We start from the raw sequence: 16,285 nt of genomic DNA, 5'->3' as shown, positions 1-16,285 counted from the left end.
GTTGTTCCCTCAATAAAAAAGTTTGGTGGCTAACCTGTAAAGCCAAACCGCAAATAAAACCCAAACGAGGATGAAAAGAATACCAACAAACCAGTTTTTAGGTTTTTGGTTCTTTTTTATTTCTGCTGCTGCTGCTCGGTTTGCTTCTATGACTTCAGCGGGGATCAACTTTAAAGCGAGCGCAATTCCCACGGGTACAAGGAGCAGGTCATCTAAATAACCTAAAATGGGAATAAAATCAGGGATTAAATCAATTGGGCTAAACGCATAGGCAACAACGCAAATAGCTACAGCTTTAGCATACCAAGGGGTTCGATTGTCTTTGTAAGAGAGGTAAAGTACAAATAAATTTTGCTTTAATTTTTTTGCACGTTTTTTCAGTTCAGTGAATGTATTTTCTTCCTTCATGATTGATAAATCCTCCATTGATCATCATTTTAAATGACGAAACGCCTAAAAGAAACAGGAGAATTCAGAATAGCGGGTGAAGTGGTTTGATTTATAGCGTTAGCTGGTTGTTTAGTTAAGGTAAAAGGACTGGTTTTGCATTTGACTATAGGTTACATATTATCGTTTAAAAAATGGATACTAAATTCGAAAGCACAAAGAGGTGATTCGAATGAAAATGTGTCCTTTATGTAATGCATTTAAGGAATTGGAATTGCGCTGTCCGGAGTGCAACTTTCGATTAGACGACACAGGCAAGGTATCCGATTTTTTAGATCCATATGGCCATTACAATGATGAAGAAACGGTAAAGATGGGAGACGGCTATCCTAATACAGCGAAAGATCAGATTTGTCCACATTTAATGTACTGCCATCATTGCGGGTATGATGCAGTGAAATTTATTGAAGAGGAATAGCTGTTATAGCTTAGATAAATCGCAGCCGCAATTGAAAAAACTTTTATTTAAAGAATGCCTACATCAAAGTGAAGTGACTCAGCCATACTTTTAAAGAACGAAATTATTTAAAAGGAGGCTTTATGATGGGAAGAGATGATCATAAAACAGGCGGCAACAACTCAAGTTCTTTGCCACAGACACCAAAAAATTTAAAAATACCTCCTGGCAAAGTGGATGAAGAATTTTCTCGTGAATTAAATGAATTGGATGATTCTAAAGCTAAACAAGAACGAACAAATTAAAATCGCTAAAATAGCTGATTTGTTAAGGCTCTTTTGATTGTGGAGAACACCGATCCAGTACTCGGTGTTTTTCATTTGATAAAAATCAAAAGTATCCTTTTATTAGCCGATAGAACGTTTGCGCATCCAGAGGTTTCTCTAAGCGTGATTTTTATGAATCGTTTTGTTTCGTTGTTTGTGCAGCAAGGTTCCCCCGTTTGCATAAGAGGGGGGTTGCACATACGAAAAACCTTTTTGAATTAGCTCTTGTAAGTATTTTATCTTATATGTCATTCTTAAAAATACTTAAGATCCAATCAAGGTCACTCAAGAATCTAATGAACACGAATAAAAAAACGCCATATGATGGCGTTTAAAAACCGCTATTATTGGTTGTCGTTATGACGGCCTCTTTGTTGGCCATTATTTTGATTATCTCCCGTTACTGTGTCCACAACATTTTCAATGGCCTGTCCGATTTTATTCATGACTCCGCCATTATTGTTATTTTCACGATCGTTATTTCCTTGACGATTATTTTGGTTTTTCATTTTATCACCTCCGATTATAGAATGTTCAAATTTAAAAAAATTAACCTGTTTAAACTTAAATAACAAAAAAATTTAGTAGATAATGTATTGGATATAAGAAGTGGAGATAAGACGGTAAAACCATGTCTTATCGCAAGTATTGGAGAAGACTTTTTCGCACATGTAATGCTAGACCGCTTTTGGGGTTATTTTAGAAAGTTGATTTATATAGGTTGTATATACATTTATAATTGTGATTGGTTGGGAAGAGAAGTAATTTGCTTTTTCTTCTTTTCGTGTGTAGCCGACTGGTTTATTAAAAATCAGTCGGCTTTTTGTGTCATAAAGTAATAAAAGGTCTAACACGAGAAGGTAATGGCAGCCAAATGAAAAAGAGGAAATGAAAAGCTAGCTGCACAATGGGGCGAAGACTATTTAATCATTAACGCAGCCACAATTTACCTGCAGTTTAGCGAAACAAACATACTAATCTGATTTAAGCCTCGAATACAAATTGAGATCAATGAATTTCCCTTTTACTTTCTCATATTGACGTAACGTTCTCTCGAAAGTAAAGGTTAACTTCTGCAAGACTTTAATGGAGTTGATATTTTCTGGCTCTACTTTCGCTTCAATTCGATTAAAGTTTAAAGGATGAAACGCATGGTCTATTAATGCTGAAACAGCCTCTGGCGCGTATCCTTTACCCCAATGAATTTTAGCGATATCGTATCCGATCTCAGTTTTAGCATTCTCAAAATCCAGAAAGTTGTATCCACAGGAACCGATAATTTGATTAGATTGCTGCTCAATGATCGAGAAACGGACCGCTTTGTTCTCGTGAGACAATTCATCAAGGTACATAATGATGTCTTTTGCTTGATCTTCCTCTGTGAAATGATCGATATTCATGAATCGAGTCACATCAGGATCAGACCATATCTTAAACAAGCTAGATGCATCCTCGACAGTCATTTTCCTTAAATATAGCCTTTCAGTATACAATTCTTTCATCAATACTTTTACCTCCGATTGAAGTTTTTGGGTGGTTAAAAATATTGATATCCGCGCATAGTTCAGTCCCTTCTGATCTTTAAGTGAATGCTATTAAGAAGCTTCTCGAACGTTTTTTACATAAGTCTCGTTTAAGTTTATTATAACATAATATGGAAGTTGAAGTGTGAAGGCCGTTATGTGTTAAAAAAGTGAAGAACCAGTGGATGATGGCAGAACCGCTCAATCACACTGCGTATTGAGCGGCATAGTATTATTTCGTTATTTTTTTACAGCATGAATGTAATGAATTGTTTCAAATGAAGTTAAATAATCCGTTCTGTGACTAAAAAATTGTTCATTAATTTGAGCAGGTGATAAGTGTTCATAAATGAGTAAACCGATATCCGCTAAGAATCTCTCCATTTCAGTGTAGGAGAAACAGGATTTCATCGGTTCTCCGCTAACAGCGACCATTTGCAGCATATTTTCCACCCTATTTGATAATCCTTTTTCATGGAATAAGGTTTCGTCTGCATAATCAAATACAATCGAGCTGCCTGATGGAAGATTCTTAAATAAATGTTGCATGAAATGTTTTATTTCCTCTTTAGTTAAATAGTAGGAGATCCCTAACAAACTAAAAAAGGTTTTCTGGTATTGAAACCCTTCTTTTACTAATTCTTTGTCAGAAAAGTGTTGAGTAAAATCCATTGGAATGAAGTGAAGATTAATTGGAATCTCTAGTTGTGCATCGGTCAGTCTTTCTCTTTTAAACGTCTGCATAGAAGGATGATCGATTTCAAAAATCTCTAGTTTTTTTGCTAGTTGTGGATAACGAAAACAAAAAGTATCTAATCCAGCGCCTAAAATGACGTATTGGCTTAATCCCAATCTCAATTCGTTCATTAAAATTCTTTCACAAAAGGCTGCTCGTGCTAAGGGAGTAGGGGAAAGCTGGACCTGTGTAACCCATTTTAAAATCTCTTCTGGATGATGACTAAACTTTTGGGCAATCTCTTTGTTGAACACATGGATGGCTTGAATCATGTTTTCTCTAATCTCTTGGAATTCTTTCTCGGAAATGAGATCTTTTGCGATAAAATCATCAAAAATGATGGGTGAATCATATTGGCTGTGATAAGCACGGCTAAAAGCTGATACTAAGGCAGTTAAACTTCCTGCGTTCTGATTCATCTATTTCCGCTCCCTTATAAAACAAAATAAGATTCCCCTGGCCAGGAGAATCTTATTATAGGGCATTATAATTTAATTGTAAATTATAGCATAAATTAATTTTTTTGTCAATTTTTTTGACTTTAATTTAATCTAATTGAACAGATTGAGAAAGAAAAAAGAATGAACAGCGCTGTTTTTTTAGGAATAAAATATTTTAAAATATTGAAAGAAGAATTTTATGGTAAATTTAAAAAAGAAAAAATACTGGAAGTGGGGAATTAGATGAGTTCAATGGAAAAGAATAATCCCAATCATTTAAAAATAATGTTACGGGGATTAATTATCATAATAGGAGGATTTATTGCGGCATATGGATTAGAAACAGTATTAATTCCAAACAACGTATCAGATGGAGGGGTGACGGGGCTCAGTATTGTTGGGTCCAAGTTATTCGGATTGCCTTTAGGCGTTCTCATTGCCATTATGAACATTCCTTTTATTTGGCTAGGCTATCAACAAATTGGTAAAAGCTTTGCCATTTATTCGATTGTCGGGATTGCTTCACTAGCCGTTGGTACGAGTCTCATGCATCATATTCCTGCTATTATTGAAGGAGATACTTTATTAGTTACGGTTGTTGGGGGGATTATTCTCGGCTTTGGAATGGGGTTGGCCTTGCGTAATGGCGGAGCATTAGATGGGATTGACATGCTGGCTGTCCTGCTTTCTCGGAAATTACCGTTTGGGACAAGCGATTTCATCCTTTTTTTAAACTTGTTTGTGTTTATTTTTGTATCAACGGTATTTGGTCTGCAGGGGGCTATTCTTTCGGCTATTGCTTATTACATTGCTTCAAAGGTCATTCACATCGTTGAAGAAGGATTAAGCGGATCGAAAACTTTTAAAATTATTACGACTGAACCAGAACTAATGGTAATGACGATACGTGATCGGTTAGGCAGAAGCGCTACATATAATGAAGTGTATGGCGGCTATTCTCATGAAAAATTTAAGGAAATTACCTGCGTGATTAACCGTTTAGAAGAAAGCAAAATAAAGGAAATCATCCATGAAATTGACGAAGATGCCTTTGTTACGGTATATGACGTAGCAGAGGTAAAAGGCGGCAATTTCAGAAAGCGCAACATCCATTAAATTAAAATTGAAAATAGGTTATTGCTTTGGGAAAAGGCGCACGAAGAGAGAGAAATAACTCTCTCTTTTTCATTTTGACGAATAGAAAATAGTGCTTGATCGAGATAAGGATGAAGCTTCCGTCATAAAATATATGCTGTATCAAATAATCGTTAGGTATTTAGATTAGATGTTCAGTGAAAAAATATGGGCAAATAGTTTTAAGATTCTATTAATTGGGTATATAGGACTGTGTGTGCTCCTGGGAAAAGGAGGTCTATTGTATTATATTAACAATAGAAGAGTAGAGAAGGTACTGGATAGTAGAGTGGGAAAGGATAACTATGAATGGAAGAAGTCAAAGTAAAACACAAATTTCAAATTGTTTGTATGGATTTGCTTAAGAGTCATCATTTTGATGAATATCCAACAGAGGAACAAATGAAAGAGTTTGTCTACACATACTTTCCTGCATTTCATGCGGAGGGTATTCCAGTTCATTGGAAAGTAGAAAAAGTGTATTTTATTGAAGATTAACCAAGAGCTCCACAGAACAATGAGGGCACTAAAACTCTAAGGCGGTGCACAGCTGCTTTATTGTTTGGTGCACTTTTTTATAATAATCTAAAAAACAAGAACCATACTAGCGTTGGAAAAATGATAATTTGCTTAGGCTTTTCTAGAGCTTGGTCTTTTTCATGTATGAAATATACTTTCTTGTATACTCTGATGATGTAATTAAGCTAAGAGCGGACAAGGCTTTTGATTTTTGAATAGATTAGCAGTACAGCATATGAAGTAAAAACTCATTAGCGGAGCCCTGCTAAAAAGCAGGACCCATCCTAATCTAGGGCTTTAATCGCTTCTGGCTTATCCACCAGTCAATGCGATCTAAATTAAAAATGAAGGTGGTTTGGAATGCTCTATAATGTGGCAGTTCTCGTTTTAATATTACATCCTTAATTCTTTCTTCAATAAGCGGAAAGTTTACTGAAGAAAGGTAAGCGATTAAGTTTTCGATGCCATAAATTTTTCTCATTTCGTCTCCTCCCATCAAGACTTCTCTGTTGCAGAAAAGCGAACGAAAGAACTCTTAGTGGTAGTTGTGAAATGAGACAAGTTTGTTATCTTATACCCGTTTTTCTGGTGAATATTTTTTTCATACTATGAGCAGAAGAAATAAAGGCAGTATTTGATTGGGTACTTTATAGGATTGCAGCTCCGAATTTTATTAGAAGCAGGAAACTGCTTTAGCCTATGAGGATGTTTTAACATGAGAGTTTATAGTTTCTTCTATTGCTAAAGCGGTAGAATCTACCTCGCTATGAGTTTCAATAGCAGCTGGTTCTAAATAAGTTATCTCAAACATGTTGTTTTCTTTTTTGTAGCTTACAGAGAGTATTGTTTTTTGATTTTTGGAAACAGTTTGGGTAATTTGACTGTTACCATAAAACATCATAGTTTTTAATATGTTCTTTATATGATCCAAAGACACGGCAATGATCGTCCTTTCCTTATGACAAAAGAAGTGATTCTATATTACTTTTTTAATCATTATAATTTGTATCTTTTTCCGTGTATATGGAAATTTCAATGACGTTTTTTACTTTTTTGTAACGTTGCGTAAAAAGAGGTAACGGATGTTTAAAGAAAGAGGAAAATGTTACATATAGGCACCATTAGTTAAAGAGTTGATGACTGTAGCAATGAATAACTAGGACTGTTTAAAGAAGTTGAAGGGAGAATAAAAAGTAATAGATGTTTGAGTTGTTATCATATCTCTTGCTCTTCACTATGAAACAAAGCTTTATAAAAAAGTTTGATATCGGAATATATATCGGTTTGACGGGGATCATCCTTATTCTAATCATTTGTATGTTACTAAAAATCTACATTTGTTTAAAAAAAAGAAGCCTCCTAAACTAGGGGCTTTTTTTGATTACCAGCTTGCTTTCTTTACTCCAGGAATTTGTCCTTTATAGGCAAGTTCCCTAAAGCAAATACGGCAAAGCTTAAATTTGCGATAAACAGAATGCGGTCTTCCACATTTCTCACAACGTGTATATTCTTGAACTTTATATTTAGGTGTACGTTTTTGCTTAGCAATCATAGACTTTTTAGCCATGTTAAAACCTCCTTTGCAATTAAAAATAGGAGACGATTCTTATTATAACCTAATAACTATTCTAATTATATAGGAGTCTGCTGGTAATTAGAGCAAGTCTATCTCGTTTTATACGTATTAAAATAAAGCAGACCCGAAAGATCTCGGATATGCTTTCATTTTCAATCTACTGAACAAGGGGGTTAGATCAATCTGTTTTAATGACTAACTTTTACTTTTTTGGATAACAGCCTTTTTGGGCCCGATTCTTTGTATGGCTGTTTTCTTCGGCATAAAACATGAAAATAGTAATGCTACAAAAGATAAGACTAACATAAATACATAGGCATGACTTGAGCCAAAGATCGAAGCCAATTTTGCTAGCTGTGCAGCTGTCATGCTTTTATTTTCCATAGATAACTCAGCAGCATGTGAGGTTGCTTGGATTGTATACACGGTGACCACAACGGCTGTGCCGATAGCACCTGCTAATTGGCGAATGGTATTATTGACTGCTGAACCATGTGAACCTAATTCTCTTGGCAAAGCATTCAACCCAGCTGTATTTAAAGGCATAGAAATAAAGCTTAGTCCAATTCTTAAAATAATGGTACGAGCCATTAAATACATATAAGTTGTGGATTCGGTTAGGTCAATGACTCCCCACATGGAGACAATGACAAAGAGTAACCCGGTGATAAAGAGTGGTTTAGCACCGTACTTATCATACATTTTACCTGTGACAGGAGATAAGAAGGCATTCATTATAGCTCCAGGCAATAAAAGTAACCCCGCTTCAAATGCTGTAAAACCTCGTCCATTTTGCAAGTAAATGGGCAGAAGAATTAAATCCGCATACATAATCATCGTAATGAGCACATTGATGAACGATGTAAGAGTAAAAACCTTATACTTAAATACGCTTAAATTCAATAATGGATCGTTAGCTTTCATTTGACGTAAACAGAATAGAGCTGTCACAATGATCCCCACAACAATAGTTATAATAACAATAGGGTTATCCCATCCCTTGCTTCCCGCGCTGCTAAACCCAAATAACATGCAGCCAAACCCGATCGTTGATAACAGGACGCTTGTGATATCTAATTTTGCTTTTGTTGTTTCTGCCACATTCATTAAATAGTTGAAAGCAAGAACAATGACAATACATAAAAATGGGATTAATCCAATAAACAACCATCTCCAGGAAACATATTCAATAATAAAACCAGATAATGTAGGAGCGATGGCTGGTGCAAAAATGATGGCAAAGCCGATTGTCCCCATAACACTTCCACGATTTTCGCTAGGATATAAATATAAAATAACGGTCATCATGAGGGGCATAATAATGCCGGCACCAATGGCTTGAATCATTCTTCCTGTTAACAAAGCGCCAAAATTCATCGCACAAGCACAAAGTACAGACCCGATAAGTAAAAAGACCATTGAACTAATAAATAGCTGTCTTGTTGTAAAACGTTTCATTAAAAATGCCGTAATAGGCACTAAAACACCGTTTACTAGCATGAAGCCTGTTGACAACCATTGGACGGTTGCAGGCGTTACATGAAATACATCCATGAAATCACTCAATGCCACATTTAATAAAGTCTGATTTAGCGTCGATAAAAAGCAGCCGGCGATCAGAACAATTAGTAAGATCTTTTTATTTCTTTCCGTTATCTCCTTCACCATTTGTAAACTCCTTTATTCCAGACTTGAATTCTCAACACTGTGTCGATAAAATTCATAGTAACAAACTATATTTGCCTTGACCATGAACAGTTTTATTGAAAATGTTCACTAATCTACATAGAAAATGCCAGTTGTTGAGAAAGTCAAAGGAAAATCGATAAAGGAGCATAAAATGTCTATATCTAAAAAAGAAGATCCGCGTACCATTCGTTCAAGAGAAATGTTTAAAGAGGCTGTTTTCTCTCTCTTAAGAGAAGATGCCGCTTTATCTAATTTAACGGTTCAGAAAGTGGCAGCCAGAGCAGGGTTAAATCGGACAACGTTTTACTTACACTATCAGGATATTCAAGATTTACTTACACAGATCACAGATGCGATTTTAAAGGAGCTATCTGATAAAATTGTTGCTTTAATCCATTTGGAAGACTTGTCAGAAAAACAGCAGCTAACACAATTACTGGATTATTTATATAGCAATAGAGATTACCTGCTTACGTTATTCAATATTAATCAATTTGAGGAGCAATTGTTTTTATTGCTCAAGCAGTTGGTAGAAACAAGAAGGAAGAATAGTAAAGCGAATTTGCCTGATGATTATGTTGCGATTGATATTAAGACAGCTTCATTAGTAGGCATCATAATGTGGTGGATCAAAAAGGGCCAGCATTTTAGTTCAGCTTATATCGCTAATCAAATTCATTTAATGTATAAAGTCTGATGATTCTAAATTCAGTGATCAATGGGTTCCTTTATATCTTTAATCTTCGCCGTAACATTCTTTTACAGATGCGTTGATCTGAGGAAGAGCAAGGCGGTCCTTTTAGTTAAAGTTATTTAGCTAATGGTTCAGTGTTATGGACTAAGTAAGCATTAAGTAATCTTAATAATGGAGGTATGTTAAAATTAAGAAAATACAATAGGAGGATGAAGTAATGAGATTCTATTTAGATATTTTTGAAAATGACCAGCCAGCTATTCATTCCTAAGACGAGGGATGAATAGCTAAGTTGAACATCATGCCTCGTCTTAGGGAACGTTCTATTAAAATTCCCTTTTACGGAGACGGAGGTATTATAAATGAAGCAAAGTTTAACTGGAGCACTTTGTTTATCGTTAGCCGCAAGTATGTGGGGCGGCATGTATGTAGTCAGTAAATATGTATTAGAGTATATTCCACCTTTAACGTTAGTGTGGATGCGGTATGTGATAGCGTTTGTTGTTTTGTTTGCTGTATTAAAAATAGTTCATGTAAAAAAGGGCCAGCGAACAGTGATTAAGAAAAGGGATTGGTTACTGCTGGCTTGGATTGGTTTCATAGGTTACTTCGTATCCATTGCCTTCCAGTTTATTGGCACAAAGTTATCTGATGCACACACGGGCGCTTTAATTACATCAGCTACACCAGCTTTTATTGTCGTCTTTGCGAGAGTTATATTAAAGGAAAAACTGACCGTTAGAAAGATTGCGTCTGTTTTATTAGCAACAGTTGGTGTGATTGTTGTCATCGGTTGGGATACAAAGGTAGGAAGCTATTTAGCAGGAAGTATCGTACTGGTGGGGGCTGCCGTTACTTGGGCATTATTATCCATCTATGTAAAGGCTGCTTCTAAACGTTTGTCACCCTTAACCATAACGACTTATGCTGTATTATTTGCACTTTTGTTTACTACGCCCGTCATGATATGGGAACTTCAATCTTATGATATACATGATCGAAACATTTTCATCATTTTAGGAGTTCTTTATCTTGGGATTGTTTCAACTGCTGGTGCATTTTTTCTTTGGAATAAAGGAATGGATTTAATGGATGCTGGAATCGGTTCATTGTTTTTCTTCTTCCAGCCGCTCGTCGGTTCTTTCTTAGGCTGGCTCTTGTTAAAAGAAGAGTTGGACGTGAACTTTTTTATTGGTAGTTTCTTCATTATGATAGGTGTTGTGATCGTCACCTTACAAAAGAAAAGATCGATATAGAAGCAGGAGGATAGAATGTTCTGTCCTCTTTTTTTCAATAAACGGTGCTTTAGTACAATAGGGTTTATTAAGAGGTCAAATTAACGCTCTATTTCATTGTAGGACAGCTCATGCTATAATGAGAAACTTAGGAGTATTATGACTTTGGCTCATAATTGAACGGATGCCTAGAAAAGCCTCCGCCTAGCGATAAAAGATGGAGGTGTAAGCGAATGAATAAACGATGGACAATTGGTAAAATTAAAGAATTTGTTGAGAATAACTCGGAAAGCGAGCTGCTAACGACGGAATATCGTGGTTTTTCTCAAAAGCTACAATTTAAATGTGCATGTGGCAGCCAGTTTGAAAAAACATTTACGAAATTTAAAAATAATCACCAACGAAAATGTGATGTATGCCAACCGCCAAAAGCGTCACGTTAACGCATTTGGTGCATAAATATTATAGCTAAAAAGAATATTTTAAAAGTGAGTAGGCGAACAATATGATTGAAGTGAAAACATCCCCAATAAGTGATGGAGAGTTCAATAGAGGAGTATTTGCTACACGTGATATCAAAAAAGGAGAGCTTCTACATGAAGCACCGGTCATCTCTTATCCAAACGACCAACATCAGCACATTGAGAAAACCATACTTGCTGATTACGCTTTTGAGTATGGGATCAATCATACTGCCATCCTTCTTGGTTATGGAATGTTGTTTAACCATTCTTATGAACCTAATGCAACGTATGAGATTAATTTTGAAAATCACACATTTGACTTCTATGCTTACACAGATATCAAAGCAGGAGATGAGATTCTCATTAATTATAACGGCGATGTTGATGACAAAGAGCAATTATGGTTCAATCAGGACTAAAAAAGGTAGCGAAAATCAGAGCTTTGCTTTTAATTGAAAGTATCTATCTTTGCTAATAATCCTGAGCCCCGTTTTCTAGAGAGGCTAACCATTATTAAAGTTCTCGTTTAAACGAACAGATGCTTTAGTGCAGTGAGAGCCATTAAATTAAAACGAAAATTCCCCGGATGTGTAATGTCTTCGCGGGATTTTTTCGTTTATATTTATTTTGTTCGTACGAAAATAAAACTTGCGGCAGACATCCTGCAGCTGCAACATGTAGAAGCTGGAAAACACTTTCCAAGATAGGAGTAGCACTTATATTCAAAAAATTTAGTCTATTGTATATAATAATAATTGAACGAACGCTCACTCATCAGTGTTTGATCATTGAATTTAAGGAGGAGTAGCTTTTGAAAAAACACAATATTATTTTTTTGGAAAGAACATTTCCGAGTGCAAACATGATCCTTATTAAGGATGAACTTCCGGCTCTAATTGATACTGGCTTCGGGAGTGAGGCAGAAGAAACAGAGCAATTAATTAGAGAAGCAGGCGTTTCACCCGAAGAATTACATCTTATAGTGAACACACATTATCATAGTGATCATGTAGGAGGTAATTATCATCTGCAAAAAAATTACGGTGTTACAATTGCTGCCCATAAATGGGATGCCCACTTAATTAATTCTTGTGACCGTGAAGCCTGTAGTGCAGAATGGTTAGATCAACCTGTAGAACCCTATCAAGTTGATATCATACTGTCTGATAACGATGAGATTGAGACTGGAAGCAGAAGCTTGAAAGTCCTGCACACACCGGGACATACGTTAGGGCATCTTTCTTTATATGAGCCTGAAGAAGAGATATTAATTTGCGGGGATCTTTTTCACAAAAATGATATTGGATGGTTAAATATCTTTCGAGAGGGTGTTGCATCTATCCAACGATCGATGGAAAGTTTGGAGCGGTTGTCCAAACTTCGAATTCAAAAGGCCTATTCAGGTCATGGACCTTACATAGAGAATCCTAGTGCTTCAATTGATGCAGCAAGGGCGCGGTTCGACAAGTGGCTTAAGGCGCCAGAAAAGGTATCGTGGCATGCCTGCAAGAGGATTTTTGCATTTACCTTAATGATTAAAAATGGATTGGCAAAGGAAGAAATCAATCCATACTTACTAAAATGCGGTTGGTTCCAAGATTTTGCACGCTGCTCTTTTCAGCTTCAGCCAGAAGAATTTATTCAAATTTTGCTTGATGAAATGATTCGTTCCGGAGCAGCCAGTTGGCACAATAATCATTTAATCGCTGCTGCTCCATATAGAGCCCCCCAAGAGAAATGGATAAATAAAAACATAAAACCGAAAGATTGGAACTCTCAAATATTTTCTTCGATGACTCAATCAGTTGGAAGTGAATGAAAAATGTTGCATTCCGCCTGGCAGTCATAATCTGTTTTAACGGAGAAAAATAGTTGAATATTATTTTAATTTTGCCACCATCCACAGTAGGATCGGCCCTACAGGATAAAACTTTTGGGGAGGAGATTTAGTATGTCGTTAAAAGTAGGAGATATCATTACGTTCGAACGGACTTTTACAGTAAGGGATGTCGAATTATTTACAGAGATTTCAGGTGATGAAGGGATTCATCATATTGCCCCAGATGAACAGGGAAGACTTGTCGTTCAAGGGTTGTTAACGGCAACTCTGCCAACAAAAGTAGGCGGGGATCATAATGTGCTGGCTCGTAATATGAATTTTGAGTTTTTAAGACCCGTGTTTACGGGGGATGCGATAATTTGTAAGGTTAAAATTGAAAAATATGAAAGGCAAGAAAATAATAGAACAGCTATTGCTTCGTCTTTTTCATGTGAAAATCAGAATGGAAAAGAAGTATTAAAAGGAGATTTTTCGGGTATTATCCTTTAAACTTTTTATTTTTCTTCAACTATTGAAATTTTAGAGTAATAGAGTTTATTAAAGTAATCACTCCCTCTTCACCATTTAATAAGATGAAGAGGGAGTGGAGATAACAAAAATGAATTTTACTGACTATAAAGAGAGAGGCTTTTGTTAAAAAATTATTGCAGGAAGAGATAGTAAGAATTCCTGATTGCTTTGATTATAATGAAGATCTAGTAAAGGAAAAAATTCTTTCGAACTTTCATTGTACCATCGAATGATGTGATAAAGATTGTGTCTTTTCTTTCTTTCTTTTCCATTCGACAAAAAGAAGGTTTAAAGCAATAGAAAGGTAAACCGCTATTGGAAAACTAATGGCGAGATCTAAAAAAGCAGAGAATGGAATGACAACGATTCTAAAGGAGACAAAAACCCATGTGATAGCATAACTTCTAAGAATCCATGTTTTATGCGATGATATTCTTTTTTGAAAGCCCCTAAGGACTCCCATAGCGGTTGTTCCAAGCCAAAAAGCATTCAACACAAGGAAGGCAATCATAGATGACCGGCCACCTGTCGAAAAGAGAGAAATATATGGAACCAATAATACATTGATGAAAATGGTGAATCCATAAATCTTCCCTAAGTTCCGATGAAGATTTGGATTTTGACGACTTGTTTTAGTTAATTGAAATGGACCCACAGCCAATGCAATTGCCCCCAGTATAATATGAGGATAGAACAAGGCTTTCCAAATGGCCAAATTAAAGTTTTCGTCTTCCATTTTTCCTTTCATTATCTGCGCACCTTCAGTCCCGATGATAAAATACATCACGACTATATAGGCGCTGAATAGCAGGACAGTCATATAAAGTCCCATTATAGACCAATTTAACTTTTTGCTTTTTTCCACCTCGTATCCCTCCTATTTAATTTATAGTTGAAATGATTTTTTCAAAACATAAATATGGCACTTTTCTTAATGGAAACTTAACTGTCCCTCTTATTTGATAACCAGCTCTTTCATACATTCCAACAGCCTCAGGATTTTGGGCATACACGTCCAAACGAATGCTCGTATATCCTTTTTTAAAAGCATATTCTTCAGAAAAGTTTAAAAGTTTTTTTCCAATTCCCTTGCCTTGATAGAGAGGATGAACAGCTAATCGGTGAATGATTAATGGCCTGCCTGATTGTTCCTCCCAGTGGAGTTTCAAATACTGTTTGCTTTGGTTCATATTGAGAACAATGGCACCGATCAAGTGATGTTCTTCTTTCACTCCAAAAAGAGTTCCATTTTTTAAATCGTTTTTTATAACAAAATGATTAGGGTAAAAATAGTCCCATTGATGAATCCCTTTTTTTCTTAAATCGGAAGTGATATCAGCGTAAAACTGCTTCACTTGGGCTAATTCTTGTAAGTTGATTGCGTTGATTGCTAAGAATTCCATGCCCGACACCTCTTAGTAAAAAGTAAACTGATAGCTGGTATGCAGAAGGAGGCGGAGAACCTTTTACGGATTTCACCCGACATCCTGTATTTATGACAATGTCTGAATAAGTAATTTAAAAATATCACTCGTTGCGATTGGTTCATCTTCAGAGGAGGAAAGAAGTTGAGTTACCCTAAGGCCATAGGAAAAAGTCATAAATAAGGCGGCCATTTTCTCAGCATCGATCGTTGGGGGAATCACGCCATTTGTTTGCCCCATCTCAATCCATTGAATACCAGTTGACTTACTATATTGGTAAACACTATTTAAAATGTTTTTAACCTTTTCATCGTCTTGGCTTAACAAATAAATGAATATCAGATTGCCTACATCATTTGTATTCTGTCTACTGTGGAAAAATTCAGTGACCACTCCAAACTGGCCAGCATGAGCGGCACCGCTCATTTGATGATGAACGATCTGATTGAATTTTTCATTCTCCTGTTCGATTTTGAATTTGAGAATAAGTCCAAACAATTCATCTTTACTGGCAACATAGTGATAAATGGCCCCTTTAGAAAGCCCGGTTCTTTCAATAATGTCTTTAAGTGTCGTATTTCTGCAGCCTTTTTCCAGAATAAGTTCCTCAGTGGCTAATAAAATCGTCTGAAATGTTGGATTATCATGAGAAGTTGGATTAGACATTTTTGTACTCTCCTTATTCAATTTCTTGAGGCTATTAATAAATCTAAGCGCGTTTTTGCAAATCTGCGATAGATGACTGTCCATAAAATGGTTACTCCGATTACACTGTAGAAAATGATTTGGGAAACGGCTAAGAAGGCAGAAGTCGACAGTTCATATGCCAAAATTGTTTTAAGAACTGCTTCAACCAAGAGAGCCGTCCCCCATACAGCAGTCATTAATCTTAGGACAAAGCGAAAATAGGGGAACTCCCAATGATTCGCAAACTTGTCTGTCTGTTCCGACTCCTCATTTGAACTGAATCTAATGGCAAAATGATAAATGAGCGGTTTTGAATAAAAAAGAGAACCAATAAAGATAAGTCCTAATATTCCCGTTACTAGCGACTCCCTCATTAAAATTAATTTCTCGCTGCCGCCTAATAAAAACGCCAATAAGCTCAGAACAAAACCGGTCAACATAAACAACCCAAAAGCATCGGCTTTCCGATGTTTCACAATATGATAGAGGTTATCTAGAAGTGGAACTGAAGTGGCAAGCAGCAATGAAACAAAACTTGAGAAATGATTCAAGAACAAATGATACAAGACAACAGGTACGAGTCCGTTTATGAAGATACTCCCTATCACGGATTGGATGACCTTTCTTTTAGAGGCTAACTTCAA

The 16,285-nt window shown here is 36.1% G+C and carries 22 protein-coding genes; 10 read left to right on the top strand and 12 right to left on the bottom strand.

What is annotated here, in order from left to right; genetic code table 11:
- Nucleotides 1–9: 9 nt before the first annotated feature.
- Nucleotides 10–408 (bottom strand): YkvA family protein, encoded by a 399-nt coding sequence (locus AC623_RS11030; protein ID WP_049662477.1) that lies wholly within the window; start codon nt 406–408, stop codon nt 10–12.
- 211 nt (nt 409–619) lie between these two features.
- Here AC623_RS11030 and AC623_RS11025 point away from each other — a divergent pair, with 211 nt between their 5' ends.
- Together AC623_RS11025 and AC623_RS21485 are read left to right on the top strand one after the other, a co-directional pair.
- Nucleotides 620–865, top strand: coding sequence for a hypothetical protein (locus tag AC623_RS11025; RefSeq protein WP_049662476.1), 246 nt, complete (start codon nt 620–622; stop codon nt 863–865).
- Nucleotides 866–987: 122 nt separating this feature from the next.
- Entirely contained in the window at nt 988–1,149 is a 162-nt protein-coding gene (locus AC623_RS21485; RefSeq protein ID WP_442853534.1) for a YfhD family protein, read from the top strand.
- A 365-nt stretch (nt 1,150–1,514) separates the two neighbouring features.
- Here AC623_RS21485 and AC623_RS21480 read toward each other — a convergent pair whose 3' ends face one another.
- The 3 genes from AC623_RS21480 to AC623_RS11015 all read right to left on the bottom strand — a co-directional run bounded on the left by AC623_RS21480 (nt 1,515) and on the right by AC623_RS11015 (nt 3,848).
- Nucleotides 1,515–1,679, bottom strand: coding sequence for a hypothetical protein (locus AC623_RS21480; protein ID WP_156187030.1), 165 nt, complete (start codon nt 1,677–1,679; stop codon nt 1,515–1,517).
- A 465-nt stretch (nt 1,680–2,144) separates the two neighbouring features.
- Nucleotides 2,145–2,675 (bottom strand): GNAT family N-acetyltransferase, encoded by a 531-nt coding sequence (locus tag AC623_RS11020; RefSeq protein ID WP_049662475.1) that lies wholly within the window; start codon nt 2,673–2,675, stop codon nt 2,145–2,147.
- 258 nt (nt 2,676–2,933) lie between these two features.
- Entirely contained in the window at nt 2,934–3,848 is a 915-nt protein-coding gene (locus tag AC623_RS11015; protein WP_049662474.1) for a class I SAM-dependent methyltransferase, read from the bottom strand.
- Nucleotides 3,849–4,112: 264 nt separating this feature from the next.
- On the opposite strand from AC623_RS11015, the gene AC623_RS11010 reads away from it, so the two are divergent.
- Nucleotides 4,113–4,985, top strand: coding sequence for a YitT family protein (locus AC623_RS11010; protein WP_049662473.1), 873 nt, complete (start codon nt 4,113–4,115; stop codon nt 4,983–4,985).
- A gap of 327 nt (nt 4,986–5,312) precedes the next feature.
- Nucleotides 5,313–5,501, top strand: a complete 189-nt coding sequence (locus tag AC623_RS11005; protein ID WP_049662472.1) for a hypothetical protein — start codon at nt 5,313–5,315, stop codon at nt 5,499–5,501.
- Between the two features lie 310 nt (nt 5,502–5,811).
- Here AC623_RS11005 and AC623_RS11000 read toward each other — a convergent pair whose 3' ends face one another.
- From AC623_RS11000 to AC623_RS10985, 4 genes are all read right to left on the bottom strand, one after another.
- Nucleotides 5,812–6,003, bottom strand: coding sequence for a hypothetical protein (locus tag AC623_RS11000; RefSeq protein WP_049662471.1), 192 nt, complete (start codon nt 6,001–6,003; stop codon nt 5,812–5,814).
- A 216-nt stretch (nt 6,004–6,219) separates the two neighbouring features.
- Complete coding sequence (locus tag AC623_RS10995) at nt 6,220–6,459, bottom strand: hypothetical protein (RefSeq protein ID WP_049662470.1); 240 nt, start codon at nt 6,457–6,459, stop codon at nt 6,220–6,222.
- A 444-nt stretch (nt 6,460–6,903) separates the two neighbouring features.
- A complete protein-coding gene (locus AC623_RS10990; RefSeq protein ID WP_049662469.1) occupies nt 6,904–7,089 on the bottom strand; it encodes a type Z 30S ribosomal protein S14 in 186 nt (61 codons plus the stop codon).
- Nucleotides 7,090–7,293: 204 nt separating this feature from the next.
- On the bottom strand, nt 7,294–8,766 hold the full coding sequence (locus AC623_RS10985) for a DHA2 family efflux MFS transporter permease subunit (protein ID WP_049662468.1): 1,473 nt from the start codon (nt 8,764–8,766) through the stop codon (nt 7,294–7,296).
- A gap of 172 nt (nt 8,767–8,938) precedes the next feature.
- On the opposite strand from AC623_RS10985, the gene AC623_RS10980 reads away from it, so the two are divergent.
- The 6 genes from AC623_RS10980 (at nt 8,939) to AC623_RS10955 (ending at nt 13,509) form a co-directional block, all read left to right on the top strand.
- Entirely contained in the window at nt 8,939–9,484 is a 546-nt protein-coding gene (locus AC623_RS10980; protein ID WP_049662467.1) for a TetR/AcrR family transcriptional regulator, read from the top strand.
- A gap of 359 nt (nt 9,485–9,843) precedes the next feature.
- Nucleotides 9,844–10,737: a DMT family transporter gene (locus AC623_RS10975; protein WP_049662466.1), complete on the top strand. Its 894-nt coding sequence runs from the start codon at nt 9,844–9,846 to the stop codon at nt 10,735–10,737.
- A gap of 212 nt (nt 10,738–10,949) precedes the next feature.
- The gene (locus AC623_RS10970; RefSeq protein WP_049662465.1) at nt 10,950–11,159 is read left to right on the top strand and encodes a hypothetical protein; all 210 of its coding nucleotides are present in this window, start codon (nt 10,950–10,952) and stop codon (nt 11,157–11,159) included.
- 62 nt (nt 11,160–11,221) lie between these two features.
- Nucleotides 11,222–11,599, top strand: coding sequence for an SET domain-containing protein (locus tag AC623_RS10965; RefSeq protein ID WP_049662464.1), 378 nt, complete (start codon nt 11,222–11,224; stop codon nt 11,597–11,599).
- Between the two features lie 392 nt (nt 11,600–11,991).
- On the top strand, nt 11,992–12,999 hold the full coding sequence (locus AC623_RS10960; RefSeq protein WP_049662463.1) for an MBL fold metallo-hydrolase: 1,008 nt from the start codon (nt 11,992–11,994) through the stop codon (nt 12,997–12,999).
- 132 nt (nt 13,000–13,131) lie between these two features.
- A complete protein-coding gene (locus AC623_RS10955) occupies nt 13,132–13,509 on the top strand; it encodes a hotdog domain-containing protein (protein WP_049662462.1) in 378 nt (125 codons plus the stop codon).
- Between the two features lie 235 nt (nt 13,510–13,744).
- On the opposite strand, the gene AC623_RS10950 is transcribed toward AC623_RS10955, so the two are convergent.
- The 4 genes from AC623_RS10950 to AC623_RS10935 form a co-directional block, all read right to left on the bottom strand.
- On the bottom strand, nt 13,745–14,395 hold the full coding sequence (locus AC623_RS10950; protein ID WP_049662461.1) for a DUF2306 domain-containing protein: 651 nt from the start codon (nt 14,393–14,395) through the stop codon (nt 13,745–13,747).
- 16 nt (nt 14,396–14,411) lie between these two features.
- The gene (locus AC623_RS10945; RefSeq protein ID WP_049662460.1) at nt 14,412–14,933 is read right to left on the bottom strand and encodes a GNAT family N-acetyltransferase; all 522 of its coding nucleotides are present in this window, start codon (nt 14,931–14,933) and stop codon (nt 14,412–14,414) included.
- Between the two features lie 90 nt (nt 14,934–15,023).
- Complete coding sequence (locus AC623_RS10940) at nt 15,024–15,620, bottom strand: TetR/AcrR family transcriptional regulator (RefSeq protein WP_049662459.1); 597 nt, start codon at nt 15,618–15,620, stop codon at nt 15,024–15,026.
- A 17-nt stretch (nt 15,621–15,637) separates the two neighbouring features.
- A complete protein-coding gene (locus tag AC623_RS10935) occupies nt 15,638–16,285 on the bottom strand; it encodes a VC0807 family protein (protein ID WP_049662458.1) in 648 nt (215 codons plus the stop codon).

This window comes from Bacillus sp. FJAT-27231, assembly GCF_001183975.1.
Lineage (GTDB): Bacteria > Bacillota > Bacilli > Bacillales > Domibacillaceae > Pseudobacillus > Pseudobacillus wudalianchiensis.
Note: the sequence above shows the minus strand (reverse complement) of the source record. Positions and strands in the feature narration are given on the sequence as shown.